This window comes from Sphingomonas sp. IC-56 (assembly GCF_021043375.1).
Taxonomy (GTDB): domain Bacteria; phylum Pseudomonadota; class Alphaproteobacteria; order Sphingomonadales; family Sphingomonadaceae; genus Sphingomonas.
In genome coordinates this window covers 20,097-46,061 of the sequence record NZ_JAJNDV010000003.1, presented here as the reverse complement: position 1 = coordinate 46,061, position 25,965 = coordinate 20,097, and the positions used below count along the sequence as shown (strand labels likewise).

The 25,965-nt window shown below is 67.0% G+C and carries 28 protein-coding genes and 1 tRNA gene; 20 read left to right on the top strand and 9 right to left on the bottom strand.

Annotation, left to right across the window (positions count from 1 at the left end; genetic code table 11):
- Positions 1 to 260: 260 nt before the first annotated feature.
- The 3 genes from LQ953_RS05095 to LQ953_RS05085 form a co-directional block, all read right to left on the bottom strand.
- Complete coding sequence (locus tag LQ953_RS05095; protein ID WP_231029601.1) at positions 261 to 1,649, bottom strand: glycosyl transferase family protein; 1,389 nt, start codon at positions 1,647 to 1,649, stop codon at positions 261 to 263.
- Positions 1,650 to 1,962: 313 nt separating this feature from the next.
- Positions 1,963 to 2,484, bottom strand: a complete 522-nt coding sequence (locus LQ953_RS05090; RefSeq protein WP_231029600.1) for an RcnB family protein — start codon at positions 2,482 to 2,484, stop codon at positions 1,963 to 1,965.
- Positions 2,485 to 2,589: 105 nt separating this feature from the next.
- Positions 2,590 to 3,072, bottom strand: a complete 483-nt coding sequence (locus tag LQ953_RS05085; RefSeq protein ID WP_231029599.1) for an outer membrane protein assembly factor BamE — start codon at positions 3,070 to 3,072, stop codon at positions 2,590 to 2,592.
- 127 nt (positions 3,073 to 3,199) lie between these two features.
- On the opposite strand from LQ953_RS05085, the gene LQ953_RS05080 reads away from it, so the two are divergent.
- Together LQ953_RS05080 and LQ953_RS05075 are read left to right on the top strand one after the other, a co-directional pair.
- Positions 3,200 to 3,712, top strand: a complete 513-nt coding sequence (locus LQ953_RS05080) for a ubiquinol-cytochrome C chaperone family protein (protein WP_231029598.1) — start codon at positions 3,200 to 3,202, stop codon at positions 3,710 to 3,712.
- A complete protein-coding gene (locus LQ953_RS05075) occupies positions 3,709 to 4,260 on the top strand; it encodes a YceD family protein (RefSeq protein ID WP_231029597.1) in 552 nt (183 codons plus the stop codon). The genes LQ953_RS05080 and LQ953_RS05075 overlap by 4 nt, the downstream gene beginning before the upstream one ends.
- A 143-nt stretch (positions 4,261 to 4,403) precedes the next feature.
- Here the strand turns inward: LQ953_RS05075 and LQ953_RS05070 are convergent, their stop codons facing one another.
- On the bottom strand, positions 4,404 to 5,972 hold the full coding sequence (locus LQ953_RS05070; RefSeq protein WP_231029596.1) for a peptide chain release factor 3: 1,569 nt from the start codon (positions 5,970 to 5,972) through the stop codon (positions 4,404 to 4,406).
- A gap of 98 nt (positions 5,973 to 6,070) precedes the next feature.
- Between LQ953_RS05070 and folP the strand changes: the two genes are divergently transcribed.
- Positions 6,071 to 7,153, top strand: a complete 1,083-nt coding sequence (gene folP, locus LQ953_RS05065; protein ID WP_231029595.1) for a dihydropteroate synthase — start codon at positions 6,071 to 6,073, stop codon at positions 7,151 to 7,153.
- Here folP and LQ953_RS05060 read toward each other — a convergent pair.
- The gene (locus tag LQ953_RS05060; protein WP_231029594.1) at positions 7,150 to 8,574 is read right to left on the bottom strand and encodes a sigma-54-dependent transcriptional regulator; all 1,425 of its coding nucleotides are present in this window, start codon (positions 8,572 to 8,574) and stop codon (positions 7,150 to 7,152) included. The genes folP and LQ953_RS05060 overlap by 4 nt on opposite strands.
- 152 nt (positions 8,575 to 8,726) lie before the next feature.
- Between LQ953_RS05060 and LQ953_RS05055 the strand changes: the two genes are divergently transcribed.
- The 9 genes from LQ953_RS05055 (at position 8,727) to LQ953_RS05015 (ending at position 14,774) form a co-directional block, all read left to right on the top strand.
- Positions 8,727 to 8,858 (top strand): aa3-type cytochrome c oxidase subunit IV, encoded by a 132-nt coding sequence (locus LQ953_RS05055; RefSeq protein ID WP_231029593.1) that lies wholly within the window; start codon positions 8,727 to 8,729, stop codon positions 8,856 to 8,858.
- 1 nt (position 8,859) lies between these two features.
- Positions 8,860 to 9,987, top strand: coding sequence for an NAD(P) transhydrogenase subunit alpha (locus LQ953_RS05050; RefSeq protein WP_231029592.1), 1,128 nt, complete (start codon positions 8,860 to 8,862; stop codon positions 9,985 to 9,987).
- Entirely contained in the window at positions 9,984 to 10,454 is a 471-nt protein-coding gene (locus LQ953_RS05045) for an endonuclease domain-containing protein (protein WP_330999379.1), read from the top strand. Before LQ953_RS05050 ends, LQ953_RS05045 begins: the two co-directional genes overlap by 4 nt.
- A 3-nt stretch (positions 10,455 to 10,457) precedes the next feature.
- Positions 10,458 to 10,835 carry a hypothetical protein gene (locus LQ953_RS05040; protein WP_231029591.1) on the top strand — a complete coding sequence of 126 codons (378 nt, stop codon included), beginning with the start codon at positions 10,458 to 10,460 and terminating at the stop codon, positions 10,833 to 10,835.
- Positions 10,835 to 11,128 (top strand): proton-translocating transhydrogenase family protein, encoded by a 294-nt coding sequence (locus LQ953_RS05035; RefSeq protein WP_231029590.1) that lies wholly within the window; start codon positions 10,835 to 10,837, stop codon positions 11,126 to 11,128. Before LQ953_RS05040 ends, LQ953_RS05035 begins: the two co-directional genes overlap by 1 nt.
- A gap of 25 nt (positions 11,129 to 11,153) precedes the next feature.
- Positions 11,154 to 12,626: an NAD(P)(+) transhydrogenase (Re/Si-specific) subunit beta gene (locus tag LQ953_RS05030; RefSeq protein WP_231029934.1), complete on the top strand. Its 1,473-nt coding sequence runs from the start codon at positions 11,154 to 11,156 to the stop codon at positions 12,624 to 12,626.
- A gap of 42 nt (positions 12,627 to 12,668) precedes the next feature.
- Complete coding sequence (locus tag LQ953_RS05025) at positions 12,669 to 13,571, top strand: hypothetical protein (RefSeq protein WP_231029589.1); 903 nt, start codon at positions 12,669 to 12,671, stop codon at positions 13,569 to 13,571.
- 148 nt (positions 13,572 to 13,719) lie between these two features.
- Positions 13,720 to 14,655, top strand: coding sequence for a winged helix DNA-binding protein (locus LQ953_RS05020; RefSeq protein WP_231029588.1), 936 nt, complete (start codon positions 13,720 to 13,722; stop codon positions 14,653 to 14,655).
- Positions 14,656 to 14,698: 43 nt separating this feature from the next.
- Positions 14,699 to 14,774, top strand: a tRNA-Val gene (locus LQ953_RS05015).
- Between the two features lie 21 nt (positions 14,775 to 14,795).
- Here the strand turns inward: LQ953_RS05015 and LQ953_RS05010 are convergent.
- The gene (locus LQ953_RS05010; RefSeq protein ID WP_231029587.1) at positions 14,796 to 15,359 is read right to left on the bottom strand and encodes a helix-turn-helix domain-containing protein; all 564 of its coding nucleotides are present in this window, start codon (positions 15,357 to 15,359) and stop codon (positions 14,796 to 14,798) included.
- Between the two features lie 97 nt (positions 15,360 to 15,456).
- Here LQ953_RS05010 and LQ953_RS05005 point away from each other — a divergent pair, with 97 nt between their 5' ends.
- The 4 genes from LQ953_RS05005 to LQ953_RS04990 all read left to right on the top strand — a co-directional run bounded on the left by LQ953_RS05005 (position 15,457) and on the right by LQ953_RS04990 (position 18,334).
- Positions 15,457 to 15,936, top strand: coding sequence for a DUF6456 domain-containing protein (locus LQ953_RS05005; protein ID WP_231029586.1), 480 nt, complete (start codon positions 15,457 to 15,459; stop codon positions 15,934 to 15,936).
- Between the two features lie 123 nt (positions 15,937 to 16,059).
- Positions 16,060 to 16,416 (top strand): PilZ domain-containing protein, encoded by a 357-nt coding sequence (locus tag LQ953_RS05000; RefSeq protein ID WP_231029585.1) that lies wholly within the window; start codon positions 16,060 to 16,062, stop codon positions 16,414 to 16,416.
- Between the two features lie 153 nt (positions 16,417 to 16,569).
- Positions 16,570 to 17,493 (top strand): ABC transporter ATP-binding protein, encoded by a 924-nt coding sequence (locus tag LQ953_RS04995; RefSeq protein WP_231029584.1) that lies wholly within the window; start codon positions 16,570 to 16,572, stop codon positions 17,491 to 17,493.
- The gene (locus LQ953_RS04990; protein ID WP_231029583.1) at positions 17,486 to 18,334 is read left to right on the top strand and encodes an ABC transporter permease; all 849 of its coding nucleotides are present in this window, start codon (positions 17,486 to 17,488) and stop codon (positions 18,332 to 18,334) included. Before LQ953_RS04995 ends, LQ953_RS04990 begins: the two co-directional genes overlap by 8 nt.
- Positions 18,335 to 18,364: 30 nt before the next feature.
- On the opposite strand, the gene LQ953_RS04985 is transcribed toward LQ953_RS04990, so the two are convergent.
- Complete coding sequence (locus LQ953_RS04985; RefSeq protein ID WP_231029582.1) at positions 18,365 to 19,168, bottom strand: DUF1206 domain-containing protein; 804 nt, start codon at positions 19,166 to 19,168, stop codon at positions 18,365 to 18,367.
- A gap of 110 nt (positions 19,169 to 19,278) precedes the next feature.
- Positions 19,279 to 19,989: a hypothetical protein gene (locus LQ953_RS04980; RefSeq protein ID WP_231029581.1), complete on the bottom strand. Its 711-nt coding sequence runs from the start codon at positions 19,987 to 19,989 to the stop codon at positions 19,279 to 19,281.
- Positions 19,990 to 20,832: 843 nt separating this feature from the next.
- Here LQ953_RS04980 and LQ953_RS04975 point away from each other — a divergent pair.
- The 3 genes from LQ953_RS04975 to LQ953_RS04965 are packed head-to-tail and all read left to right on the top strand — an operon-like array spanning position 20,833 to position 23,127.
- Complete coding sequence (locus LQ953_RS04975; RefSeq protein WP_231029580.1) at positions 20,833 to 21,114, top strand: hypothetical protein; 282 nt, start codon at positions 20,833 to 20,835, stop codon at positions 21,112 to 21,114.
- A 5-nt stretch (positions 21,115 to 21,119) separates the two neighbouring features.
- Positions 21,120 to 22,127 (top strand): zinc-dependent alcohol dehydrogenase family protein, encoded by a 1,008-nt coding sequence (locus tag LQ953_RS04970; RefSeq protein WP_231029579.1) that lies wholly within the window; start codon positions 21,120 to 21,122, stop codon positions 22,125 to 22,127.
- 25 nt (positions 22,128 to 22,152) lie between these two features.
- Positions 22,153 to 23,127, top strand: coding sequence for an aldo/keto reductase (locus LQ953_RS04965; protein WP_231029578.1), 975 nt, complete (start codon positions 22,153 to 22,155; stop codon positions 23,125 to 23,127).
- A gap of 340 nt (positions 23,128 to 23,467) precedes the next feature.
- Here LQ953_RS04965 and LQ953_RS04960 read toward each other — a convergent pair whose 3' ends face one another.
- Positions 23,468 to 23,788, bottom strand: coding sequence for a DMT family transporter (locus LQ953_RS04960; RefSeq protein ID WP_231029577.1), 321 nt, complete (start codon positions 23,786 to 23,788; stop codon positions 23,468 to 23,470).
- 333 nt (positions 23,789 to 24,121) lie between these two features.
- Here LQ953_RS04960 and LQ953_RS04955 point away from each other — a divergent pair, with 333 nt between their 5' ends.
- On the top strand, positions 24,122 to 25,963 hold the full coding sequence (locus LQ953_RS04955; protein WP_231029576.1) for a methyl-accepting chemotaxis protein: 1,842 nt from the start codon (positions 24,122 to 24,124) through the stop codon (positions 25,961 to 25,963).
- Positions 25,964 to 25,965 lie beyond the last annotated feature (2 nt).

Sequence of the window (25,965 nt, the reverse complement as noted above, 5' to 3'; positions counted from 1 at the left end):
CACCGACGGCGCATCGGGTGGGTGGTTGATGTTCGCGAAGGCGGTGCGCACGCCGATCAGCAGCCGAGGGGAAGGCGTCCGAGTCGGCGTAGCGGAAGTGGGTTGCTGACTGCTTGCCGCTTGTGCAGCAGCGGGGAGCGGCAACAGCGCCTTCATGGGACCCGGCAGGAGCGTTGCTTCGGGCCAAAGCTGTGCCGTGCGGATCCCGATCCAGCAACTCAGCACCATAGCCAGGAAGCGGAGGGGCCGGCCGCGACCGATCACGAACGCGTCAGCTTTTCATCGTCCGGAAAGTGGTGCGCTGTCTTTTCCCAGCGCGGGGCGCCCCCTGCCAATATGCCGAGGTAAAGAAAGAGGGCGTCTCGCGCTGCGAAGAGCGAGATGTAGTTCGCGACGAATGTGCGTGGCACTGAGAGCGCCGCTTCCTGCCAGCCATGGGCGCGCTGAACGAAGAGGGCGCGAACGGCAGTTCGCCAGACAAGCATGCCTGCGTTCAGGAGCAGGATCCACTCCAAGGCGGGCGGTATGCCGCTCGGGGTGCCGCCGAAGAGCGTGTACCAGGTCCAGGCGGAACCCCAGAACAAAAGCGCGCAATAGGCGACAAATAGGACGGGGATTGCCAGCGTGGCGCGTCGATCGCGTATGCGCATCCAGTGGTCACCGATGCGCAGCGCCGGCGCCCATCCGGTGCGGTCCCACCCAGCCAGGGCGATGCCGGTCATCCACCGTGCCTTTTGCCGCACGGCGGCACGTACCTGGTGCGGGAAATAGGCGCGCACGGCCACCGGTTCGCCCGATACGGGATCCACCGTGCGTGCCAGGATCGTGCGCCCGCCCATCGCACCGATGGTGAGGCCCAGCTCATAATCCTCAGTCAGGCTGGAGGCGTCGAAGGGCACGCCGCCGCGCGATTGAGCGATGGCATCGATGAAGTCGCGCCGGATCGCACAGCCAACGCCCGCAAGCGGCAGCCCGGCGCCGATCGCTTGTCGGACAAGCAGCTGTTTGCCGTGCGATTCTGCGAACTCATCGAGGTAGTGGCCGGACACGAACAGTGAGCCGGGATGCCGCAAGGGGAGCACCGGGATCTGGACCGCGGCATAGCGGTCGAGAAGGCCTGCGACGACCGAGAGTTCGCGCGGATGGACGACGTCCTCGGCATCGTGCAGCATCACCGCGGCGAAGCTTTGCCCTTCGCGAGTTTCGTCCTCCCGCATGGCGTACCAGATCGCGTTCAGGCAATCGGCCTTGGTGGTAGGGCCTGGCGCAGGCCCGATGACCATCCGGACGCGGGAGTCGGTCAGCATGACTCCCTGCACTGCCGCGATGGTGGCAGGGTCATTGGGATAACATCCGACGTACAAGCGGTAGTTGGGATAGTCGAAACGGGCCAGGGTAGCGCGCAGCATACGCTCAATGACTGCGGACTCGTCCCAAGCTGCCACGAAAACGGCGATGCGCGCGCTGCCTGGCTGGTCTTGCCCACACGTCGAAGGCGGGGAGCCTGCCGGCTTGAATACCCTTAACACCAGGATCCTGCTAACGAAGATCAGGTCTACCAGAAGGTCATCAAGACCTCCAATAATGAACCAGATAGCTGCAAACAACGTGGTTTCACGCGCTACCGCGTCGATTACAGAAAGGATCATGACCAGCCCCCTAGTCCATTCATCCGATTCGGAGGCTATTTATCCCGTTATTGCAACGTAATGATCAAGTTGATTCTCAAAGGGCGACCAAGTTGGTCCGTTATGGCGAGGATCGGTGCAGGATTGGGTGCGCAGTACCCGGTTCAGTCAGAGGTGGTAAAAAATTGCGCAGCCGGGACCAAAAGCGTGGCCGCGCGTTAAAAGTCCCGGTCCTTACCCTTTTGGACTGTGTCACACAGGGGCACCGGCCGCGCCGTCCGCATCGGCGCGGCCGAACCTGAGGGTGGCAAGTGCCACCCTCATCACCGAGCGCTTACCAGTAGAAGCCGGGCAACACGTTCACGACGACTCCGCGGCGCGTGTCGACGAGCAGCACGTCGTTATAGTGCCGTACCCAGTTCTGGTAACGGCCAGCGGGCGGCAGACGATAGCGGCCCGGATTGGCGATGACGTAGCGCGTTCCGTAATAAGGCGCTCCGATGCGGAGGCCGGGGCGGAAGCGCGTGTAGCGGAACGGCGCGTTCCACGATCCGCGCGCGAACACCGCGCGGTTGCTGTTGCGGTAGCTACGCCAGTCGTCGCGCCCCCAGGCACGATTGCGGTCGCGCAGATCTTCGCGATACTCGCGGCGAGCTTCCCGTACGTCGCGGCGCTGTTCGCGGATCTCGCGGCGATCGCCTGTGCGATAGGCTTGGCGAAGGTCGCGCTGTTCTTCGCGGATGTCCTGGCGATCGCGACGTAGCTCGCGGCTCGACTGCGCGCTGGCGATTTCAGGCATCGCGATCGCCGGCACCGCAATGGCGGCGAACAGCGCGGCAGTGATCAATTTCCTCATGTCATCCTCCTTGCATGACACCGGCTTGTCGCCGGTACCGCGCCTTTCTGGAGGATTGCCGCTGAACGGCTTGGGAACGGGCCTGTCAGCGGGGAGACAGGAAGCTTACTGGCCGCCGCCGCCACCACCCTGGCCGCCGCCCATGCCGGCGGCGCCAACCGTGCCGATGTTGCCGAACAGGTCCTCGAAGAAGCCGCGCTCGCGGCCGAGCGTCGGCGTCGTCTTGCCATAGGGGCTTACATTGGCGATCAGCTTTTCGTCCATGCGGTCCACGCCCAAGACATTGCCCGCATCATCGAACCGCACGCGCAGCGTCATCTGTGTGCGTGCCTTGGGATCCTGAAAGCCGAAATTGCTGCTGTCGCGCGAGACGTAGTACCATTCGCCCTTATTGAACTGGCTGGTCAGCGTCGGCTGGCCAAGCGTCTGCAGCACCGACTGGCGGTTATCGATGCCGGGCTGGATCGCATCCACCAGTTCCTTGTCGACGACATAACCCTGATGCGAGCGCGTGGGCGTGCAGGCGGAAGCACCCAGGGCGGCAGCGAGCAGCGCGGCGCTGACGGCCAGGCGGGTGGGGTTTGGCATCGAAGTCTCCAGACGATCTACGCGAAGGCACGCGCGTGCGGATTGCATCGCACGCCTTTCCCCTCAATATGCGCCAAAATGCGGCCAAACAAGGTCGCTTCCCGTCTTCAAGTGGACAGACACGACGATGCGTATGTTCCAGCGCCTGTTCGGCAAGCCCGACCGCGGCACCGCTCCGCTGCTCTACAACGAGGTGGTGGCACTCGGCCGGGCGCCGCACTGGTATCGCGAGGGCAAGGTGCCCGACACGATCGATGGGCGATTCGACATGATCGCCGCGGTGCTTGTGCTGGTGCTGCTCCGCCTGGAGGCAGAGCCGGAAGGGGAGTTGCCAAGTACCACGCTGGCGGAATGCTTTATCGACGACATGGACGGCCAGTTGCGGGAAATCGGCATTGGCGACGTCGTTGTCGGCAAGCACATGGGCAAGATGATGGGCATGCTCGGCGGCCGCCTGGGCGCGTTCCGCACCGGACTGGCGGACGGGTCGTTCCGAAATGTGATCGAACGTAACTTGTATCGCGGGCAAGTGCCGGACAGTGCGAGCCTCGACCATGTCGAGGCGCAGTTGCTGGCGCTCCGCGCACGGCTGGATGCCGCCCCTTTAAGTGAACTGCTGGCTGGAGCGTTGCCGCAATGAACCCTGAATTGTCGCGTCCGCTCCGCCTCGACCAGATTGGTGCAGGCGAAAGCAAGGTGGAAGTCCGTGCCGAGCCCGAGGAGCGCGCCGCACTTGCGCGCCGGTTCGGGATCGTGGCGGTCGATCGCCTGGAGGCCGCGTTCACGCTGCATAAGGACGCGTCGGGCGTGATCGCCCGCGGGCATGTGTCGGGAAGCGTGGTGCAGGCCTGCGTCGTTACCGACGAGCCGCTGCCGGTGCGGGTGGAAGAGGATGTTGCCATCCGCTTCGTGCCCGAGCCCGCGGATGGGGCCGCAGGCGAGGATGAACACGAACTCAGCGGCGACGAACTCGACACCATATTCTATACCGGCGGCACCGTAGACCTGGGCGAAGCGGCAGCCGAAACCCTGGCGCTTGGTCTTGATCCCTATCCGCGTAGCCCGAACGCAGCGGCGGTGCTCCGTGAGGCCGGGGTGATCAGCGAGGAGGAGGCCCGCAAGAAGGCAGAGGCAAGCGGCCCCTTTGGCCGCCTCGCCGCGCTGAAGGACAAGCTGGGCAAAAACTGACGCTTAGCGGTACTGTTCCGAAGCGTAATTCCCCCGGGTCGCGTTCACAGCCGCCCTGGTGCATTGGTGTCGGCGTTCCGAGGGCAACGCTCTTCGGGTCGCATCGGAGCCGGGCAGCCGCAAGGATGCCCGGCTTTTTACGCTCACCGCTCGCGCGTCGCGGCGAACTTCACCTTGGAATAGCGGTCCGCGATATAGCCGACCTCCCAGGCCGACTTGGCTAGGAACACCGGATTACCGTCGCGGTCCTTTGCCATCGCCCCGCGGTTGAGATCGGTGAACTCCTTGAGTGCCGCCGGGTCGTCGCTGGAGACCCAGCGTGCGGTCTCGAACGGCGCCATCTCCAGCCCCGCTGCGACCTTGTACTCGGCATCCAGCCGGCTCAGCAGCACGTCGAGCTGAAGCTGCCCCACCACGCCGATCACCCAGTTGGAACCGATCTCGGGGTAGAAGACCTGAGTCACGCCCTCCTCGGCCATGTCGTCCAGTGCCTTGCGGAGCTGCTTGGTCTTGGTCGGGTCCTTGAGCACGACGCGGCGCAGGATTTCCGGCGCGAAATTGGGCAGCCCGGTGAAGCGGACATCGGCCTTTTCGCTCAGCGTGTCGCCGACGCGCAGCACGCCGTGGTTGGGGATGCCGATGATGTCGCCCGGAAAGGCTTCGTCGGCCAGTTCGCGCTCGCGGGCGAAGAACAGGATCGGCGAATGGATGGCGATCGGCTTGCCATGGCCGGTCGGCGTCAGCTTCATGCCGCGCTTGAAGGTGCCTGATACCAGCCGCATGAAGGCGATACGGTCGCGGTGATTAGGGTCCATGTTCGCCTGGACCTTGAACACGAAGCCCGTGACCTGGGGCGCGTCGGGCGGGACCGGCGCAGGTTCGGCTGGCAAGGCATGGGGCGGCGGCGCGAACTGGGCGAGTGCTTCGATGAGCGAGTCCACGCCGAATTCCTTCAACGCCGAGCCAAAATAGACTGGGGTCAGGTCGCCGTTGCGATAGCTGTCGGCGTCAAACTCGGGATAGCCCACCTGCGCCAGCTCGACTTCCTCGCGCAGCTTGGCGAGGTTCTCGGGGCTGACGATCGCGTCCAACTGCGGGTCGTCGAGGCCGCTGGTCTGGATGACCTTGCCCTGGAACTCGCGGCTGTCGCCCTCCGGCAGGAGCAGGCGGTTGGTGGCGAGGTCGAAGATGCCTTCGAAGGTGCCACCCATGCCCACCGGCCAGGTCATCGGCGTGACGTCGAGCTGGAGCAGGTTGGCGACTTCGTCGAGGATGTCGAACACCTCGCGCCCCTCGCGGTCGACCTTGTTGACGAAAGTGATGATCGGCACGTTGCGCAGGCGGCAGACTTCGAACAGCTTTCGCGTCTGACTCTCGATGCCCTTTGCGACGTCGATCACCATCACTGCCGAATCGACGGCGGTGAGCGTGCGGTACGTGTCTTCCGAAAAGTCCTCGTGACCCGGCGTGTCGAGCAGGTTGAAGGTGATGCCGTTGCGCTCGAAGGTCATCACCGACGACGTGACCGAGATGCCGCGCTGCTGTTCGATCTTCATCCAGTCGGAGCGGGCGCGCCGCGCGGCGCCGCGCGCCTTGACCTCGCCGGCCAAGTGGATCGCGCCGCCGAACAGCAGCAGCTTTTCGGTCAGCGTGGTCTTGCCCGCGTCGGGGTGGGAGATGATTGCAAAGGTACGGCGGTCTTGGGAAGGCATGGTGCGCTCTAATCCTCGGCCGCGTTCAGTGCTAGCGCAGAGTATGGCGCAAGCGCCCGGTTCGACAAGCGCTTGGCTGGCGGAGTAGGAGTGCCGGCATGGATCTTCCCGCCTCCGCCAAGCTCTATCTGCGCCCCATCCGCTTCGTCGATTCGCCGGTTGGGCGCGATGGAGACGTTGCCCGGCTGGCGGGTGGGCTGACCTGGTTTGCGGGATATGAGCTGATCGCAGTCGAAGGGGGCAGGCGTGTGCTCCAGCGCGACATCTCGGTTGGCGACATGGACGGGGACGAACGGCTCGCCCGGATCGCCACGCGGATCACGGCGCCGCGTGCGCCGTTGCAGCTTGGCGAGCGGGTGCTGCGGCTGGATCAGCCGCAGGTGATGGGGATCCTCAACGTGACGCCGGACAGCTTTTCTGACGGGGTCCACCATGTCGACGATCCGGCGGGTGCGGCGCAGGTCGGGATCGACATGAGCGTTGCGGGGGCGGCGATCATCGATGTGGGCGGCGAATCAACCCGACCGGGGTCGGACACGGTGTGGGAGGGGGATGAGATTGCCCGCGTGGTGCCTGCCATCGAGCGGCTGGCGCGAAGCGGGACGGCGGTGTCGGTGGACACGCGCAAGGCCGCGGTGATGGAGGCTGCGCTGAGTGCAGGGGCGCATGTCGTTAATGATGTCGCCGCGCTGCTGTATGATGAGCGGGCGCTGGAGGTGGTGGTGCGTGCGGGGTGCCCGGTGGTGCTGATGCATTCGCCCGATCCGGCCAAGGGGCCGCATGGCGGGAATGGCTATGTCGACGTTCTTGTCGACGTCTATAACTGGTTGGAAGCGCGGGTTGAGGCAGTCGCTGCGGCGGGAGTGGACCGGGGCAAGATCCTGATCGATCCGGGCATCGGGTTTGGCAAGGGGTTGCAGGAAAACCTGGCGCTTCTCAATGGCTTGGCCATGTTCCACGGGATCGGTTGCCCCATCGTGCTGGGGGCCAGCCGCAAGCGGATGATCGGCGCCTTGTCCAACGAAGCGAGCGCCGACGCGCGTCTCGGCGGATCGATCGCACTGGCGCTCAAAGGCGCGGAGGCCGGGGCGCAGCTGATCCGCGTCCACGACGTGTTCGAAACCGCCCAGGCACTGCGCGTGTGGCGCGGATGCAAGGACGCCGCGCTGATCGCGCGTTAGGCCGCGCTCTGGTCGATGCCCAGTTCGCCCAGCTTTCGGTAGAGCGTCGAGCGGCCGATCCCCAGGCGGCGGGCAACCTCGGTCATGCGTCCGCGATAATGGCCGATGGCGAGGCGGATCACGTCGGCCTCGATCTCCTCGAGCGCGCGCAGGTTCCCGTCGGACCGGAACAGCGTGACGCCGGCATTGCCCGAGAGCTGCGCGGAAGGCGCAGCGTCGGGACGCCCGGCGGCAAGCTGCGCGATCTGGGGGAAATCGGCGCGGGTGAGGCCGTCGCCGTCGCAGAGCACCGCGGCGCGGAACAGCGCGTTCTGGAGCTGGCGGACATTGCCCGGCCATTCATAGGATTGCAGCAGCTGGAGCGCGTCGTCGGTGATGCCGAGCGGGCGGAGACCGGGCTGCTCGGCGATGCGCGCGAGCAAGTGGCGGGCGAGCGCAGGCACGTCGCCCGCGCGTTCGCGCAAAGGGGGAATCGTCACCTGGACGACGTTGAGGCGGTAATAGAGGTCCTCGCGGAAACGCCCTGCCTCGACCTCGGCGGTCAGGCTCTTGTTGGTGGCGGCCAGCACGCGGACATCGACTTCGCGGGCATGGCGGGCACCGATCGGCTGGATCTCGCCGCCTTGCAGCGCGCGCAGCAGCTTGACCTGGGCGTCGAGCGGCATCTCGCCGACCTCGTCGAGGAACAGCGTGCCGCCATCGGCATCGGCGAAGCGGCCGATTTTGCGCTCGAACGCGCCGGGAAACGCGCCTTTTTCGTGCCCGAACAGCTCCGATTCGACCAGATTGGCCGGAATCGCGCGGCAATTGAGCGTCACCATCGGCTTTTTGTTGCGCGGGGACGCGGCGTGGATCGCCTCTGCCACCACTTCCTTGCCGACGCCGCTTTCGCCCTCGATCAGCACCGGCACGCGCGAGCGGGCGGACTTGGCGGCGATGGCAAGCGCGGCGCGGAACTGCGGCGCGGAGCCGACGATCTCGTCAAAGCCGAGCGTGGCGGTGAGTTTTTCGGTCAACGGGCGCAGCTCGCCATTGCCCAGGCCGCCGACCGCGGCATCGAGCGCAGCGAGCAGGCGTTCGGAGGCGAGCGGCTTGACCAGAAAGTCGGTGGCGCCGGCGCGCATCGCGCTGACTGCGGCGGAAACCGAGCTGTTGGCGGTGAGCACCAGGATCGGCAATTGCGGCCGGCGGGCGCGCAATTCGCCCAGCAGCGCGGCGGCATCGGCGTCGGACGCCGCCGAATCGAGCAGAATGGCGTCGAGCGCCATGCCGTCGGGCGTTCCGAGCGTGGCGATCGCCGTCTCGTCATCCCCCACGCAGATCGTGCGCCAGCCGCGGCGGGCGGCAATGGCGGCGACGAGGCGGCGCTGGGCCGGTTCGTCGTCGATCAGCATCAGGAGGCGCTGGCCGTTGCGCGTCATCGCATGCGTTCCCGTGTCCCGAATGTATCAAATCAGGTCACCTTTGTTATCCACGATGCGTAAAGGGCGGCTTAAGCTCGGAATAGACCAGCGGGGTTGAGGGTGGCCGATGCCCCGGTTAAGCTCCGCTGCAATTGGAGAAGGAGCCTGACATGGCGGATACCGGCGAGATCACCGACATCAACGAACACCAGTCGACCTATGGCGGGTTCACCGCGATGATGAAGTGGGGAACGGTAGCAGCGGTGATCGTGGCCGCGTTCGTCGTTTTCATGATCGCCTGAAGTGAAAATCGCGGTCCTGAAGGAGCTGGCGGCCGGCGAGCGGCGGGTCGCCGCGTCGGCAGAGACCGTGAAGAAGTTCAAGGCGCTGGGCGCCGCGGTCGCGGTGGAAGGCGGGGCGGGCGAAGGGGCGGCGGTGGCCGACCAGGCCTTTGCCGATGCCGGCGCTGCGATCGGAAGCCGGGGCGAGGTTCTGGCCGACGCCGACATCGTGCTGGCGGTGCAGGGGCCGGAGCCCGATTCGCTGAACGGCTTGAAGCAGGGGGCGTGGATCGTCGCGCAGGCCAACCCCTTTGGCGCGCGGGATCGGATCGATCGCTATGCCGCGATGGGCGCCGAGGTGCTGGCGATGGAGTGGATGCCGCGCATCACCCGCGCGCAATCGATGGACATCCTGTCGTCGCAGTCGAACCTGGCAGGGTACAAGGCGGTGCTGGACGCGGCGGCCGAATATGGCCGCGCGTTTCCGATGATGATGACCGCGGCGGGTACGGTCAGTGCCGCGCGGGTGTTCGTGATGGGCGTGGGCGTAGCCGGGCTACAGGCCATTGCGACGGCGCGGCGGCTGGGGGCGCAGGTGTCGGCAACCGACGTTCGCGCCGCGACCAAGGAGCAGATCCTGTCGCTGGGCGCCAAGCCGATCTTTGTCGAAAATGTCGCGGGGATCGAGGGCGAGGGCAGCGGCGGCTATGCCAGCGAGATGTCGGACGAATACAAGGCGGCGCAGGCGGCTTTGGTGTCGAGCCACATCGCCAAGCAGGACATCGTCATCACCACCGCGCTGATCCCCGGGCGCCCAGCGCCGCGGCTGATCAGCGACGCGCAGGTGGCGAGCATGCGTCCGGGCAGCGTCATCGTCGACCTGGCGGTGGAGCAGGGCGGCAATGTTGAGGGTGCCGTAGAGGGTGAGATCGTCGAGCGGCATGGGGTGCGGATCGTCGGGCATCGCAACGTGCCCAGCCGGCTGGCGGCGGACGCTTCGGCGTTGTTCGCGCGGAACTTGTATAATTTTCTCAATGCGTTCTGGGACAAGGATGCCGGGCGGCCGGTGCTTGATGCGGAGATCGGCGATGCCATTCGCGTGACCCAGGGCGGGCGGATGGTGCACCCGCGGTTGCTAGAGGGGGCATGAGCGCCGCTGCGGTTCCCAATCCTCCCCGGCACGGGGAGGGGAACCGCGCGGAGCGGGGTGGAGGGGGCTCGCCGCGGGCGATGCGGCCTGAGACCGTGCTCGCCCGCCAGCAACGGCGCGCCATGGCGTTGCCCGAGATCATCCTGTGGGAACAGCTTCGTGGCAGGAAGCTGAGCGCCAAGTTTCGGCGCCAGCAGGCGATCGGACCTTATGTGGTCGACTTCTACTGTGCTGCGCTGAGGCTGGTCATTGAAGTCGATGGCGAGGTGCATGGCCGTGGGGACCAGCCGGCGCAGGACCTGCGTCGGGACGAGTTTCTTGAACAGAACGGGTATCGGGTGCTGCGGATTGCGGCGGCGGACATCTTGCAGGATCTGGGGGCGGTACTCGCTTCCATCGTCTCGCTTGTGGCGAGCCCCCTCCACCATGCTTCGCATGGTCCCCCTCCCCGTTCCGGGGAGGATTAGGACATGAGCACGCATCTGATTCCGCCTGAGGCTCTTCGGGAGAGCGCGAAGGAAGTTGCGCTGCGGGAGGCGGGGCGGCGGCAGTTGGTTGCTGAGGAGCATGTCGAGTGCGAACTGGCGCTCGACGGCGAGCATTTGGCGGTCACCGATCGGCGGCTGATCATCACCAGGGTCGGCGCGATCCTGGGCGAGCGGTCCGAATCGGTGGCGCTGCACGCGATTACGAGCCTTGCGGTGACGATGAAGAACCAGCGCGTCGCGATGCTGCAATTGTCGGTGCCGGGGCGGAGCTGGGGCGAGTTGACGCTGTCCGGCGACGATCTTGGCCCGATCCATGACGCGCTTATTCGCCGCATGCCCATGACCCGGAGTGACCGCTGATGGACTTTGTTTCGATCCTGTCGATCTTCGTGCTGGCGTGCTTCGTCGGCTATTACGTGGTGTGGTCGGTCACGCCGGCGCTGCACACGCCGTTGATGGCGGTCACCAATGCCATTTCCTCGGTCATCATCGTCGGCGCGCTGATCGCGGCGGCGGCGGTCGGGCTGGGGAGTGGGGGCGCGGTGTCCAAGTGGCTGGGGCTGCTGGCGGTGGTGCTGGCGAGCATCAACATCTTTGGCGGGTTCGCGGTCACCGCGCGGATGCTGGCGATGTACAAGAAGAAGGCGCGCTGATGCGCCGCCGGGGGGAATGCTGAACATGGAACATGTCGCCGCCAATCCATGGGCGTCCTTTGCCTATCTGGTCGCCGGGGTGTGTTTCATCCTGGCGCTGCGCGGGCTGTCGAGCCCGGCGTCGAGCCAGCGGGGCAACCGGTTCGGCATGATCGGGATGACGATCGCAGTGGTCACGACGCTGGCGACGCATGTGCCGATGGTGCCGCCGGCCTGTCCGACCGGCGCGATCTGCGAGAATTTCGGGCGGCCGCAGCTGGATATCGCGACCATTCTCGAACTGCTGGCGGCGATCGGGATCGGCGCGGCGATCGGCATCGTCACGGCGCGCCGCATCGCGATGACGGCGATGCCGCAGCTTGTCGCCGCGTTCCACTCGCTGGTCGGGCTGGCGGCGGTGCTGGTGGCAGCGGCGGCGTTCCTCAATCCCGGCGCATTCGGCATTGCGCAGGACGGCGTGATCTTCCTGCAAAGCCGCGTCGAAATGGGGCTGGGCATCGCCATTGGCGCGATCACCTTTTCCGGCAGCGTCATCGCCTTCCTCAAGCTCAACGGCAATATGGGGGGCAAGCCGATCCTGTTGCCGGGGCGCCACGTCATCAACCTGGGGCTGCTGGCGGGCATATTGGGGCTGATCGCCTATTTCACGCAGGACCAGAGCCCGTGGATCTTCTGGACGATTACGGTGCTGAGCTTCGTGATCGGCTTCCTGCTGATCGTGCCGATCGGCGGGGCGGATATGCCCGTGGTGGTGTCGATGCTCAACAGCTATTCGGGCTGGGCGGCGGCGGCGATGGGGTTCACGCTGCACAATACCGCGATGATCGTCACCGGGGCGCTGGTCGGATCGTCGGGCGCGATCCTCTCCTACATCATGTGCCGGGCGATGAACCGCAGCTTCATCAGCGTGATCGCGGGCGGCTTTGGAGGCGACAGCGGCCCCCCGGCGGGCGCGGTGGCGACCGACCGGCCGTGGAAGCGGGGATCGGCCGAAGACGCCGCTTTCCTGATGAGCCAGGCCGAGCAGGTGGTGATCGTGCCGGGGTACGGCATGGCGGTGGCGCAGGCGCAGCACGCCCTGCGCGAGATGGGCGACAAGCTGAAGGCGCATGGCGTGCGGGTGAAATACGCCATCCACCCGGTTGCCGGGCGCATGCCGGGGCATATGAACGTGCTGCTGGCCGAGGCCAATGTGCCCTATGACGATGTGTTCGAGCTGGAGGACATCAACTCCGAATTCGCGCAGACGGACGTCGCCTTCGTGATCGGCGCCAATGACGTGACCAATCCGGCGGCCAAAACCGACAAGTCTTCGCCCATTTACGGCATGCCGGTGCTCGACGTGGAAAAGGCCAAGACCGTGCTGTTCATCAAGCGATCGATGGGCGGGGTGGGCTATGCCGGCGTCGACAACGAGCTGTTCTATCGCGACAACACCATGATGCTGCTGGCCGACGCGAAGAAGATGGTGGAAGAGATCGTCAAGTCGCTCGACTGATCCGGCTGGGGGCAGCCGGGGCGTGCGCGAAAAGGGGGCGGAATGGCGAATATCGGGGCGATCGTCGGGGGCGGCTTCGGGCTGATCCGGCACAGGCCGGGCGCGGTGCTGGCCTGGGGCGCGATCTACACGGGTGCCAGCGCGGCGCTTGGTTATGGCCAGTTGCGGCTGATCGGGCCGCTGGATCCGACGATCGGCGGAGAGGCGGCGCTGGACGGGCTTTCGCGCGGTGTCGGCGTGCAGTTGCTGTTCGGCTTGGCGTCGCTGGTGGTTTCCAGTGTGCTGTCGGCGGCGGTGTTTCGCGCGGTGCTGTGGCCGCAGGACCGTGGCTTCGCGTCGATCCGGCTGGGCATGGATGAAGTGCGGCTGATCGGGCTGACGCTGATCGTGTATGTGCTGGGCATGATCGCCGGGATTGTCGGCGCGCTGGGCTTTGCCTTTCTCACGACGCTGATCGGCTTGCTGTTCGGCGGCAGTCCGGGGGTGGCGGCCACGTTCGCGACGCTGGTGATGGCCGGCCTGATGGGGCTGATCGTGTTCCTGCTGGTGCGGTTGTCGGTGGTGTATCCGCTGGTGCTGGTGCGCAAGCGGATCAGCCTGGATGCGGGATGGGAGCTGACGCGCGGGCATTTCTGGTCGCTGCTGGGGGCGTATATGCTGGCCGCGCTGGCGATGATGGTGCCGGTGGCGATCGCGCTGTTCGCGTTTGCGGTGATCATCGGCGGTTCGAGCTTCAGCAGCGCGACGTTCTGGCCGTTGCTCTTTCAACGCATGGCGGGCGGGGATGCGCAGATGCTGCTGCAGTTCGTGGCGGTCATGGCGATTGCGTCGCTGCTGACCGGGATGGTGCTGGCTGTGTCGGGCGGAACCGCCGCGGCCGCGGTCAAGGACCTGCTCGCGCGTGGCGAGGCGGCGCCTGCCCCGGATGCAGCGGCGCTCGACTGATCCGGAACGGAGGGATCGTTAACCAGACCAGCGTGGCCAGCCACGGCGAACCTCCGAAACGGAGGTAATCGGACTCAGCCGTTTCGGAGCAATGCGGCATCTGGGAACAGAAGATGAACTTCGACCATGCGATGGGGATTAGCTGGCGATGCGATACGAGGCCGAACCGCAAGACTATGACCTGAGTGCGCCCAGTGCGCTGGTGATTGCCGAAGACGGAGACGCGCACGCGGCGCTGGACGCGCTGGCGCTGGCCGGGTGCCGGGCGCGGGCGCCGATCGGCTTTGGCGAGGCCGCGCAGGCGCTGAGCGGCTATGGCGCGGTGGACTTGATCCTGATCGAGGCGGCGGGGGTGCCCGAGACGCTGCTCGATGTGGTGCTGGCGCGCGCCGACACGGTGGCGCGGGAGCGGTCGCTGGGGATCGTCGCGACTGTCGCGCCTGAGCAGATCGACGCGGCGGCCGCGCTGTTGCTGGCGCCTCGCACGCAGTTGCTCTGTGCCCCGAGCAATAGCGAGCGTGTATCGGCAGTCGCCGCGGCCAAGTGGCTGGCGCGGGGTGAGGTCAACGACGTGTCACGCGAGGGGGAGATCCTGCCGTTGCAGCGGCTGCACGAAGAGGTGGCGCGGCTGGCCGATACGCTGGCGCGGCTGACGCGGGAGGAGGCCAAGCAGCAGCCGGCAGGCGTGCGCGGGCCGGTGCATGGCTATCGCGGGCCGGAAGATGGCGAGACGGCAGCGATCGACGCGCCGCAGGTGCGTGCGGTGATTCGGGCGCGGCGGATGCGGGCGCAGTTCTTTGGGCCCGAGCTGTTCGCCGATCCGGCCTGGGACATGCTGCTGGACCTGTTCGCGGCGGGGATCGAGCGGCGGCGCGTGTCGGTGTCGAGCCTGTGCATCGCGGCGGCGGTGCCGCCCACCACGGCGCTGCGCTGGATCGGGACGCTGAACGAAGCCGGGCTGTTCGAGCGGCAGGCGGACCCGAGCGACCGGCGGCGCGCCTATATCGGGCTGAGCGCGAAGGCGGTGGAAGGCATGAAGAGCTATGCCGGGGCGGTGCAGCGCGCAGGGCTGCCATTGGTGTGATGGGGCTTGCCCCCGGCGCGGTCTTTTGGCATCGGCGGGGCGAGGGCGCTTAGCTCAGTTGGTAGAGCATCTCGTTTACACCGAGAGGGTCGGCGGTTCGAGCCCGTCAGCGCCCACCATTCCTTCCTCGCGAACATGCCTTACAGGGTGCGGACCAGCTTCATCGCGGGTGCGATCCAGGCTGGGTCGGTGACGACCTGTTGCCGGGCGCCGGCGCCCAAGGGGAGCAAGTGGAGCTTGCCCCCGTCGCGGCCGATCAGCCGGGCGAAGAGGAAGCGGCCCGCCGGGCGCGGGACGAGCACGTCGCGATTCATCGCGCGGCCGAACTGGGCGGGATCTAGCGGCTGGCACCAGATCTCGTCGCCCGCGCGATAGTCGCCGACCGCTCCTGTTACGGTGAGCGCGACCATGCCCGGCTCGCCCTGGGGCGGGACCACCGCGGCGGGGCGGCGGGGCGCGTGGGCGCCCGAGGCATCGAGAATGGCGGCGACGGGGATCTCCGGGCGATCGGGCAGGCGGACGAGATCGGCGGCGGCGACGTTCAGCGCGGCGGCGATGCGGTTCAGCCAGGCGACTGAGACGGTGCGGGTGCCGGTTTCGAGCCGGCCGATCGTCTGCGCAGTGGTGGGCGGATCGCAGCGGGCGGCGACATCCTCCAGCGTCAGCCCCTTGGCCCGGCGCACTTCGCGGATGGCGGTGATCATCGCGGTTTCCTTCAACTAACCTATCTGGTTTTTCAACTTTCCTACAAACGATCCGCTGTGGCAAGAGAAAGCGACTCGGAACATATGGAGAACTCAGATGCGGGAGCTGGTCGAACGCGCGTGGCAGGATGGGCGGGTGCAGAGTGGGCCGCCGCGGCCGGGCGGGCGGCGCGTCAGCGTGAACCTGAGCGAGTCGCCGCTTAGCTGGCTGCGGTCGCGCGGGCATGTGGATGCGCGCCAGTTTGAGGCGGGCGAGCGGCTGCGCGCCGATTACGAGATGGCGTCGCTCGGCGCGCGGGTGACGATGCGCTGGGACACCAGCCCGCGCAGCCCGGGGCGGGGACAGGCGCCCGAGGCACTGGACCCTACGCTGGCGCAGATCGCGGCCAAGCGGCGCTTCGATGCGGGCGTGGCGGCGGTGGGTGCCGGGCTGAGTGATGTGCTGTGGCGCGTGGTGTGTGCGGGCGAAGGGCTGGCAGTGGCGGAAAAGGGGCTGGGGTGGCCGGCGCGCGCGGGCAAGCTGGTGCTCGGCCTGGCGCTTGACCGGCTGGCCGATCACTATCGGCTGCCGCAGTGAGGCGCAGCTTAATCGCCAACTAAATTGCTGAATTAAAACAAGGTTAAAGGCCGATTAACCCTCATTTCGAGGAACCGGCACCATGCGTCATGCGATCTTGGCCCACGAGTTTTTGGGGGATGTATGTCTTCGGGTAACGATGAGCGCCGGCGGGCGCCGCGCGCGAAGTTGTTTCAGCCAGCGGAGATGGGTGCGCGTGGCGGCGATGTGCGCGTGCATGTGCTGAACCTGTCGACCTCGGGCGCGCTGGTCTATGGCGACCGCACGCCGAGCGAGGGTGAGCAGGTGCGGCTGACCTGCGGGATTGCGTTGGGCGTGGGCCGGGTGGCGTGGGTGAGCGGGCGGCGCTTTGGCGTCCAGTTCCTGCGGCCGCTGCCGCAGGTGGTGGTGGAGCAGGTGCTGCGTACCCAGGACGCGCTGATCGTCAGCGCCAGCGAGCGGCTGGGCGTGCCGTGCATGAAGATGGTGGTGCCCGCTTAAGCGGAGCGGCGGCCCGAGTGTCGCGGTCCGAACCGTTCTTCACATCCCCCAAGCAAGCTGTATTTCCCCGTTGCGTGGTAGCTTGCTAACACACTTTTGCTGTGCAAGGTTGCTCGTCAGCGGCACCGCCTGGTGCCCTGGGGGGAGATCAAGGTGGCCGGCACCGGAACCAATGGCGCGCCTGCGCTAGAGCTGCGTGGCCTGGGTAAGACCTATGGCCGGCGCAGCGGTGGGAAGCGCGCCGTCGATGACGTGTCGCTGCGCGTCGAGAGCGGCGAGGTCTATGGCTTTCTCGGCGCGAACGGGGCGGGCAAAAGCACCACCATCCGCATGGCGCTGGGCCTGATCCGCCCGAGCGAGGGCGAGGTGTTGCTGTTCGGGAGGCCAGTGTCCGACAAGCAGGCGTTGCGCCGGGTCGGGTCCCTGGTGGACGGTGGCACCTTTTACCCGTTCCTGTCGGGCCGCGACAATCTGAGGGTGCTGGCGCGGACGCAGGGGAGCGATGGCGCGCGGATCGAAGCGGTGCTCGAGCGCGTGGACCTGGCGCGCGACGCCAAGCGCAAGGTTAAAAGCTATTCGATGGGCATGAAGCAGCGCCTCGGCGTGGCCGCTGCGCTGCTCGACGATCCCGATCTGGTGATCCTGGACGAGCCCGCCAATGGGCTGGACGCTGCCGGTATCCAGGACATGCGCACGCTGATCCGCGGATTGGCGGCCGATGGGAAGGCGGTGTTCCTGTCCAGCCACCTGCTGCACGAAGTGGAGCAGATCTGTGACCGGCTGGGCATCGTCCACAAGGGGCAGCTGATCCGCGAGGCCACCGTGCGCGACATGCTGGGGCATGGCGCGGCGCTGCGTATCGAAGCCGAGCCGCTGGAGCGGGCCGCTGCCGCGCTGGAGGGGCGCTGGCGCTGGGAGCGGAGTGGAGACAGCCTGACGATACAGGCGCCGCGTGCGGAAGCGCCGGCCATCGTGCGGCACCTGACGCAGGCGCAAGTCGACATCTTTCGCATCGCGCCCGCCGACCAGAGCCTGGAAGCGATATTCCTGACCATGACGAGGGACGCCGATGCTTGATGCCGTGCGCGCCGAGGCGCTGAAGCTGCGGGGGCACCGGGCCACCTGGATGATGGTGTGGGTCTGTCCGGTGGTCATCGCGGTGGTCGCGATCGGTATCCTGGTCTATCACATGGTAAGCGGGCCCGGCGCCGCGGTGCCGATGAAGCCGGCCGGCGAATGGGTACGCGACAGTGCCGTCTTCTGGCGGTTTCCCGCATCGCCTCCCGGGCGTGTGCTGATCGCCGGTTTCGCCACGCTGGTTTTCGCCGGGGAATATGGCTGGAACACCTGGAAGCTGATCATCCCGGCACGGTCGCGCTGGCAGCTGATTGCCGCCAAGTGGATCGTCGCCTTTGGCTTCGTGCTTGCGGCCTACATCGCCGCCGATCTGATCGGCCTGCTGGCCACTTGGCTGCAATCGTTCCAGGGCGATAAGATCCCGGAAGGCGTGACGCTGGCCGCCGTCGCCCAAGCGCATGTGCGGGCGGCGGGCCACACGCTGGTGCCGATCGCGTTCACCATCGCGCTTGCCGGCATGTTCGCGATCCTTACTCAGTCGATGCTGGCAACCGCGATCCTGTCGATCGTGATCATCATCCTGGAGGGCATGCTGCCGCTGCTCGCGATCCTGGCCTATGCGCGGGCGCCGGGGCTGACGGAGGCGGTGGTCGAGGTGCTGCCATTGTACCACCTGATCAACCTGGGCGCCGGGGCCAAAGGCATCTTGTTCATGCTTCCGCTTGCGCCTCCCCACATGCTGACCTTCTCCTGGGCGGCGTCGATGGCGGTGGTGCTGGGGTGGACCGCCGCGGCTGGGGCGGTGACGCTGCTCCAGTTTCGGCGGCAGGATTTGAACTAGGTTCCGGAATCCCGGGTATGGCGAAGGGGCTTAGTTCCCCACGTGGATGCGGCGGAAGCGGGCTTCCACGAAGCTGAAGATGCCGAACAGGATCAGCCCGGCGGCCACAAGGCTCAGCAGCCAGGGGCCATAGGGCTGGTCGCGTAGCGTGCGCAGCGCCTGGCCGGTGCCGCCGGCTTCGGCAGCGCGGGCGTGCCAGGCGGCGGCGAGCAGGAACCAGCCGGTGATGAGGAAGACGAGTGCGCGGGCGGCATAGCCGACCTGCCCGGCCATGCAGGCATAGCGCGGCAGCGGCACGTCGCCGCTCAGTTCGTCGGCGAAGCGGTTCTGCCATGCCTTCCATGCCTGAGCACCGGCGGCGGCGATCAGGAGCAGGCCGACGGCGCCGAGCAGCCACTGCCCCGCGGGCTGATCGAGCAGCCAGCCCGACCAGCTGCGCGCGCTGGCGTCGCTGCTGGGGTTGCCGGCGCTTGCCTGGTCGAAGGCGAGGCGGCCGGCGTAGACGGCGAGACCGAGATGGACGAGCGCGCTCCAGCCAAAGCCGATGCGCTCGGCCAGTGCTTTGGCCTCGGTGCCGCGGCGCTCGGGATCGAAGATCGCCTCGCTGGCGCGCCACAGCGCGTAGCCGAGCAGGCCGACCGCGACGAGCGCGAGCAGGACGTGACCGAAAGGCTGGTCGGCAAGCGAGCCCATCGCCTGCTGGTTGTCCTTGGGCGCGCTGCCCCGGCGCGCGGCGTCGAGCGCGAACCAGCCGACCAGCAGATACACCAGCCCGCGCGAGGCGAAGCCGAGACGGGCGGCGAGCGTTGCGGCGCGCCTGGAATGGTCGGGCATGGTTCCTCCGCGAAGGCCGCCGGGGTGTCGCGGCGTGCGGATGCGTAACTCGGGAGGCGGGCGCGGGTTGCCTGGCGCCGGGGTTCCTGGCGCCAGGCAGTGCCTTGCGGTCAGCTAGTCGGGACTTGGGTCACTGCGCGATACGCCGTTTGTGCAAGCTCTGCGCGTAGAAAGGGTGCCAGGCTGCTGAAGCGCACGCGGCGGCCCGCCTCTATGCAGCCGGGCGCGTAACCGGCGAGGCGGGACAGGGCGGCGCGCTCCTCTTGCGACCCCAGTTCCGCGCGCAACAGCCCGTCAACGGCCGCAGGCGACTGACGGTACAGACAGGTCGACACCGACTCGACAGTCGCAGGCTGAAGGAGCGGCGCTCCACCGGCACCGGTGGCGGTGGTGGGAGTTGCAGCCGGCGCGCTGCGGTAAAGCGTTTCGGCGAGTGCGCCGCGCAACATAAAGGCTGGCAGCGTACCGGCGTAGGGACGGCACGCCCGATTGGCACTGCGCACCTGGCGCAGCAGCGCGGCGGCTTCAGGCGATTCCGCGTCCAACGCGAGCAGGCGCTGAGATAGCGAAGGCGACACGCTTGTCACGCAATCGGCGAACTGGCTGCTCCAGGCATATTGCTGGCGGGCGGAAGCTGGCCGGGCGGTAGACGCCAGAAAGGTAATTGGCGGGCGGGTCCTCGCCTGCCGACCCAAACCCGGATCGTTCGGGCGGTAGTTGGTGTTGGACGGGGGAGGCGTGGGGCGGGTTTGCGCCGCCGCGCCGCCCGCCGGGAGGGCGAGCGCGACCAGAATAAGGGCAAGCGGGACACGAGCAGGCATTGGGATCCTCCTGTGGATGACGATGCGTCACTCAGCGGATGCTGTGGCGTGATAGGCGACTTCCTCCAGATCGGCGCGAAGGAACGGCGCGACCGCGGTCATGCTTACCCGCCGGCCGGCTTCCATGCAGCGCGGGCCAACTGGGAAAGGCGACCGTTCGCCCCGTGAGCCGGGTACGCAGCAGCGTGTCTATCGCTGTCAGCGACTGGGTGTTTTGTAGCGTCCCCATGCCAGCACCGCGCAAAGTAAGTCGTGCCGAAGCGCCTGGAGTCGGAGCGGGCGTAGTCGACTGTGCCGCTGGGTCGATGGTACCAAACAGCGCGGCGAGATCAGTGATGTCGATAGACAGCGTGGAAGCAAGTCTTTGCACCGATCATCCCCTGATTACCGTGCTGCGAATCCAGTTAGCTAGTGTCAAGCTGAACGGTTGCTGTACGTGACAGATTCCGACACTTGCTGGCAAGTCATTCACTTCGTTTTATTGGCGTAGCGGAAGATGTGTGCCAGGGACGATCCGGTTGCTGCGGAAGCGTTCGGCCACCGCCCATCGTGCGCCATCTTGCAGGTGGGACGGTTCAGGAGGGCGAACGCTGCGTATTGGTGGGGCACGTGGCTCTACCGGTACTTGAGAAAGCCTTCCGTTCACCGGGGCAATCGTTGATTGCATGCGCAAGGCCGCCCACCCGTGCTGCATGAAGTGGAACGGTGGCGACGCAATATATGGAAAAGCTTTGGCTGGAACAGTGGGCCCGACTGGGCGGCTTGCCCGTTGAAGGGGCAGACGCGGGCGGCGGCGGAAGCGGCGCTGCTTGGCACCAGCAAGACGAACAGGAGCAGGCAAGCATGACCGACAGACACACCGGAATGCCGACCGACCATGTCGGCAACAACGACAAGCAGGGCCAGGGCGTGCAGGGCATGGCCGGCGAGCGCACCGAGGATCGCGGCGTGGACCGGCCCGAGATGCAGCGCGACGTGGATACCGGCGAGCGGGTGATCCGAGTCGAGGAAAGCTCCGGCAATGCCTTTGCCGAAGCGCATGGCGCGGCCGAGCAGACGCCGCCCGACCCGGAGGCCGACGGCGGCCAGTCGGACGTCGCGACCCCTGAGAACACGAAGGCCTGATCGCAATGAAAGCAATGGTGTTGCAGGCGCCCATGGGGCTGGACCGGCTGATGCTGGAGGATCGACCCGATCCGGGTACGCCGGGAGCGGGCGAGATTCGCGTGCGGCTGCACGGCAGTACGCTGAACTTCCATGATCTGGGCGTGGCGACCGGGCAGATGCCGGCGCAGGCGCCGCGCGTGCCGCTGGCCGATGGCGGCGGCGTGGTGGAAGCAGTGGGCGAGGGCGTGACCGAGTTCGCGGCTGGCGATGCGGTGGTTTCGTGCTTCTTCCCCGATTGGGAAGACGGCACGGCGCAGATCGGCGATTTCAGCCGGACGCCGGGCGACGGCATCGACGGCTATGCCCGCGAAGTCGCGGTGGTGCCGGCGCGGTTCTTCACGCATGCGCCCAAGGGGTTCAGCGCAGTCGAGGCTGCGGCGATCACCACCGCCGGGCTGACCGCGTGGCGTGCGCTGATCGGTGACGGGCAGCTGAAGGCGGGCGACACGGTGTTGTTGCTGGGCACCGGCGGCGTGTCGATCTGGGCGTTGCAGATCGCCAAGGCGATGGGCGCCACCGTGGCGATCACGTCGTCATCGGGCGAGAAGCTGGAGCGCGCGCGTGACCTGGGCGCGGACTTCACGCTCAACTATCGCGAGACGCAGGACTGGGGCGCCAAGGTGCGCGAGTGGACCGGCGGGCTGGGCGTCGACCATGTGGTCGAGGTTGGCGGGCCGGGCACGCTGGCGCAGTCGATTGAGGCGGTGCGGGTCGGCGGGCATATCTCGCTGATCGGGGTGCTGACGGGCGCGGCGGGCGAAGTGCCGACCGCGGCGCTGATGGGCAAGCAGGCGCGGCTCCAGGGGCTGATCGTCGGCAGCAGGCGCCAGCAGCAGGATTTCGTGCGCGCGCTGGACAGCGGGACGATCCGGCCGGTGATCGACTGCACCTTTGCGCTGGAGGAACTGGGCGACGCGTTCCGGTACGAGATGAGCGCGGCGCATTTCGGCAAGATCGGCGTGGCCTGGTGAGCGCGCGCAAGCAGGGAAGCAGAACATGACGCATTATGCACCCCCGGGGCCGCTGGGGTTTGGCGGCGCGCCGCTGGGCAACATGTTCGAGGCGGTGGACGATGCGAGTGCCGAAGCGGCGCTGGCGGCGGCTTGGGATTGCGGCGTGCGGTATTTCGACACCGCGCCGCATTATGGCAGCGGATTGTCCGAGCATCGCTTCGGCAATGTGCTGCGCGCTTATCCCCGCGAGGACTTCGTGCTCTCGACCAAGGTCGGGCGGTTGCTGGCGCCCGATGCGAGCCGGCCGGAGAACCCGCCCTTCAAGGACGGGCTGCCGTTCCGCGTCGAGGTCGATTACTCCTATGACCGAGTGATGCGCTCCGTGGAGGACAGCCTGCAGCGGCTGGGGCTGGCGAGCATCGACGTGGCGTTCGTGCATGACCTGGCCGAGGATCATCTGGGCGCGGCGTGGGTGGAGGCGTTCGAAGTGGCGCGCGAGGGTGCCTTCCGCGCGCTGAGCGAATTGCGCGAACAGGGCGTGATCAAGGGCTGGGGGCTGGGCGTGAACCGGACCGAGCCGTGCGTGCGGGCGCTGGAGGAAGCCGATCCGGACGTGTTCCTGCTGGCTGGGCGCTACAGCCTGCTGAACCAACCGGCGCTGGAGCAACTGTTCCCGATGTGTGCGGAGCGCGGCGTGCATGTGGTGGTGGGCGGACCGTATAATTCGGGGCTGCTCGCGGGCGGGCGGACGTTCGAATATGCCGATGCACCGTCGGAAATGGTCGAGAAGCGTAACGCAATCGCGGCGGTGTGTGAGCGGCACGGCGCCGACATTCGCGCGGCGGCGCTGCAATTCTGCGCGGCACACCCGGTGGTGGCGGCGATCATCCCGGGCGCAAAGCGGGCCGAAAAAGTGCGCGAGAATGCGCGGTTGATGGCGGAAACGGTGCCGGCGGCGGTGTGGGACGAATTGCACGCCGAAGGGCTGATCCCGGAGGATGCGCCGACGCCGAGTTGAGCGGGGTCGACGCGGCGTGCGGAAGGAGTGGGCGCGCTGTTGGTGGTGACCTTGGCCCTGCCCGAGCACGCCAATCGTATCGCTACCTCTTTTCGTCACCCCGGCCTTGAGCCGGGGTCCCGCTGCCTTGGACCGGTAGAAGAAGAAGCGGGATCCCGGCTCAAGGCCAGGATGACGAGGGTGGTATGTGCGGGTTCTTCCCGCATTACCCACTTGGCTGTTCCCCGGCGGAGGCCGGGGCCCAGCTTCGGCGTCCCCCGAGTCGGGATCGCGCCCTCTCGGCAGCGTGGCAGCTGGGCCCCGGCCTTCGCCGGGGAACTGGATGCTCGACGAAGCGGGCTCAGGCCTCGGCGAACAGCTTGGTGCCGACCACGCCGATGATGATCAGCGCGATGAAGCCGATCTGGAAGCCGTTCAGCTTTTCGCCAAACAGCATCGTGCCAAAGATCGTCACGCCGACCGCGCCCAGACCCGTCCATACCGCATAGGCGGTGCCGGCGGGCAGGCCCTTCATGGCGAGCGCGAGCAGGCCCATGTTCACGAAGCTCAAGGCGATGGGCACGGCCGATGCCGCCCAGCTGCTGTGCATGGCGGCCCATTTCAGGCTGAGCGCCCAGATGATTTCGGTAACGACGGCGACGCCGAGGATGAGCCACGCCATGGGATTGCTCCTGATGCGGGCTCGAAAGGAAGCGCGCCGGCCGGAAACCCGTAAGAGGCCGATGCGAAACCGCGGCGCGAAGCGCGCGGGAAAGCGCGGGCTGATAAGGGGCGAAAACCGGATCGTCCAGCCAAGATCAACGACTTGCCAAGCTGCCTCGGCGGAACGGCCGCTTTCCTTAGGTAGAAGTACGGAGCGCCTGCTTACGAAAGGATTCCGCCCGCGCGCTTAGCGGTCCTTCTTCTTTCTACAATGGAAGATGTTCTGCGCGGATCGGAAGGGTTCGAGCGGGAAAAGGTGGACGGGGCGGAGCCCCGCTCGGGCAAGGAGTGCGTGGGTTTGCTGAACAATATGTCGATATCCCGTAAGCTGGCGGGATCGTTCGCCGCGATCATCGTGGTCTTCGCTGTCGTGGGGTCGCTGGTGTTCCTGAACCTGTCGAGCCTGACCGGCGCGGGGCAGGACAAGGAACGCTCGCTACGCGCGTTGCGATTGAGCGAGACGATGATGAGCCAGGTGCTGGAGCAGCAGAACGCCGCGCGCGGTTATGCCATCCTGGGCAAGGAAGAGTTCCTGAAGACCTATCGCGAGAGCGGCGACAAGTTCTTCGACACGGTGCGCGCGTTCAAGACGGTCTCGACGTCGGGTGAGCAGCAGGCACGGGCCGACGAGCTGGCGGCGCATGTCCGCACGCTGCGCGGTAAGCTGGACGAGATCGTCGGGCTGGCGGCGAACCCGGCAACGCGCATGCAGGCGCAGCAGAAGTCCGGCGTGAAGATGCTGGGCGACATCCGCTCGACCCTGAAGGAGCTGGCAGACGTCCAGGAGCAGCGCGCCATGGACAAGGTGACGGCCGAGGCCGCGGCAGCGGCTTCGGCGCGGCTGGCGATCTGGATCGGCGGCGTGCTGGCGGTCGGATTGGCACTTGCCTTTGCCTGGCTGCTCTCGCGCACCGTGGCGGCACCCATCTCCAAGCTGACCGACGTGATGAAGGCGCTGGCGAGCGGCGACAACAGCGTGCGCGTGAACGGCACCGAGCGTGGCGATGAGCTGGGCGGCATGGCCAAGGCGGTGCTGGTGTTCCGGGACGCGGCGATCGAAAAGCAGAAGGCCGATGTCGCAAAGGCACAGGCCGATGCGGAGCAGCAGCTGGTCGTAACCGCGCTAGAAACCAATCTGGGCAAGCTGGCGAGCGGTGACCTGCGCGCGAACATCACCGAGAGCTTCTCGCCGAGCTATGAATCGGTGAAGACGAATTTCAACGCGGCGCTGGAGAGCCTGCGCGAGCTGATCGGGTCGGTGAGCGAGAGTGCGGCGGCGATCCGGACGGGCTCGGGCGAGATCGCCCAGGCTTCGGAAGACCTGGCGCGGCGTACCGAGGCCAATGCCGCCAGCCTGGAGGAAACCTCCGCCGCGGTGACGCAGATGGACGGGCGCCTGCGCGCCACCGCCGAAGCGGCAAATCGCACGGTGACGCGCGCCGATGGCGCCATCTCGACGGTGGCCGGCGGCCGCACCGTTACCGACGAAGCGGTGCAGGCAATGGCGCGGGTGGCTGAGGGCGCCAAGGGCATCGACAGCGTGATCGAGGGTCTGGACAAGATTGCGTTCCAGACGCGCGTGCTGGCGATGAACGCGGCAGTGGAAGCAGGGCGTGCCGGCGAGGCGGGGCGCGGCTTTGCCGTGGTGGCCGATCTGGTGTCGGCGCTGGCGATGCGTTCCGAAGAGGAAGCGGCACGCGCGCGCGACCAGCTGACCGCGACGCAGACCGACATCGTGTCGGCCGTGGAGATGGTCCAGAAGGTGGACGGCGCGCTCGCCAACATCTCGGGCGATGTGGCCGAGGTGCATAGCCTGCTGGGGCAGATGGCCGCGGACAACCAGGCGCAGTCGACCGCCATCACGCAGATCAGCGTGGCGATCGGCACCATGGACCAGTCGACGCAGCAGAATGCAGCGATGGTGGAGCAGACTTCGGCGGCCGCGCGCAACCTGTCGAGCGAAGTGTCGCAGCTGGCCGAACAGGCGGCGAAGTTCGAAACCGGTGGCGCCGCGAGCGGGCCCAGGTCTTTCAAGCCGATCGCACCCAAGGCGAGCGCCGGCTATGTGTCGCCGGTAAAGCCGCTGCCGGTATCGATCACGCCATCGGGCGCCGATGATTGGACGAGCTTCTAAGC

What these genes read in the sequence shown, in the direction of transcription:
- LQ953_RS05095 (WP_231029601.1), bottom strand. Translation starts at nt 1,649, where the DNA reads ATGATCCTTTCTGTAATCGACGCGGTAGCGCGTGAAACCACGTTGTTT.
- LQ953_RS05090 (WP_231029600.1), bottom strand. Translation starts at nt 2,484, where the DNA reads ATGAGGAAATTGATCACTGCCGCGCTGTTCGCCGCCATTGCGGTGCCG.
- LQ953_RS05085 (WP_231029599.1), bottom strand. Translation starts at nt 3,072, where the DNA reads ATGCCAAACCCCACCCGCCTGGCCGTCAGCGCCGCGCTGCTCGCTGCC.
- LQ953_RS05080 (WP_231029598.1), top strand. Translation starts at nt 3,200, where the DNA reads ATGCGTATGTTCCAGCGCCTGTTCGGCAAGCCCGACCGCGGCACCGCT.
- LQ953_RS05075 (WP_231029597.1), top strand. Translation starts at nt 3,709, where the DNA reads ATGAACCCTGAATTGTCGCGTCCGCTCCGCCTCGACCAGATTGGTGCA.
- LQ953_RS05070 (WP_231029596.1), bottom strand. Translation starts at nt 5,972, where the DNA reads ATGCCTTCCCAAGACCGCCGTACCTTTGCAATCATCTCCCACCCCGAC.
- folP (WP_231029595.1), top strand. Translation starts at nt 6,071, where the DNA reads ATGGATCTTCCCGCCTCCGCCAAGCTCTATCTGCGCCCCATCCGCTTC.
- LQ953_RS05060 (WP_231029594.1), bottom strand. Translation starts at nt 8,574, where the DNA reads ATGACGCGCAACGGCCAGCGCCTCCTGATGCTGATCGACGACGAACCG.
- LQ953_RS05055 (WP_231029593.1), top strand. Translation starts at nt 8,727, where the DNA reads ATGGCGGATACCGGCGAGATCACCGACATCAACGAACACCAGTCGACC.
- LQ953_RS05045 (WP_330999379.1), top strand. Translation starts at nt 9,984, where the DNA reads ATGAGCGCCGCTGCGGTTCCCAATCCTCCCCGGCACGGGGAGGGGAAC.
- LQ953_RS05040 (WP_231029591.1), top strand. Translation starts at nt 10,458, where the DNA reads ATGAGCACGCATCTGATTCCGCCTGAGGCTCTTCGGGAGAGCGCGAAG.
- LQ953_RS05035 (WP_231029590.1), top strand. Translation starts at nt 10,835, where the DNA reads ATGGACTTTGTTTCGATCCTGTCGATCTTCGTGCTGGCGTGCTTCGTC.
- LQ953_RS05030 (WP_231029934.1), top strand. Translation starts at nt 11,154, where the DNA reads ATGGAACATGTCGCCGCCAATCCATGGGCGTCCTTTGCCTATCTGGTC.
- LQ953_RS05025 (WP_231029589.1), top strand. Translation starts at nt 12,669, where the DNA reads ATGGCGAATATCGGGGCGATCGTCGGGGGCGGCTTCGGGCTGATCCGG.
- LQ953_RS05020 (WP_231029588.1), top strand. Translation starts at nt 13,720, where the DNA reads ATGCGATACGAGGCCGAACCGCAAGACTATGACCTGAGTGCGCCCAGT.
- LQ953_RS05010 (WP_231029587.1), bottom strand. Translation starts at nt 15,359, where the DNA reads ATGATCACCGCCATCCGCGAAGTGCGCCGGGCCAAGGGGCTGACGCTG.
- LQ953_RS05005 (WP_231029586.1), top strand. Translation starts at nt 15,457, where the DNA reads ATGCGGGAGCTGGTCGAACGCGCGTGGCAGGATGGGCGGGTGCAGAGT.
- LQ953_RS05000 (WP_231029585.1), top strand. Translation starts at nt 16,060, where the DNA reads ATGTCTTCGGGTAACGATGAGCGCCGGCGGGCGCCGCGCGCGAAGTTG.
- LQ953_RS04990 (WP_231029583.1), top strand. Translation starts at nt 17,486, where the DNA reads ATGCTTGATGCCGTGCGCGCCGAGGCGCTGAAGCTGCGGGGGCACCGG.
- LQ953_RS04985 (WP_231029582.1), bottom strand. Translation starts at nt 19,168, where the DNA reads ATGCCCGACCATTCCAGGCGCGCCGCAACGCTCGCCGCCCGTCTCGGC.
- LQ953_RS04980 (WP_231029581.1), bottom strand. Translation starts at nt 19,989, where the DNA reads ATGCCTGCTCGTGTCCCGCTTGCCCTTATTCTGGTCGCGCTCGCCCTC.
- LQ953_RS04975 (WP_231029580.1), top strand. Translation starts at nt 20,833, where the DNA reads ATGACCGACAGACACACCGGAATGCCGACCGACCATGTCGGCAACAAC.
- LQ953_RS04970 (WP_231029579.1), top strand. Translation starts at nt 21,120, where the DNA reads ATGAAAGCAATGGTGTTGCAGGCGCCCATGGGGCTGGACCGGCTGATG.
- LQ953_RS04965 (WP_231029578.1), top strand. Translation starts at nt 22,153, where the DNA reads ATGACGCATTATGCACCCCCGGGGCCGCTGGGGTTTGGCGGCGCGCCG.
- LQ953_RS04960 (WP_231029577.1), bottom strand. Translation starts at nt 23,788, where the DNA reads ATGGCGTGGCTCATCCTCGGCGTCGCCGTCGTTACCGAAATCATCTGG.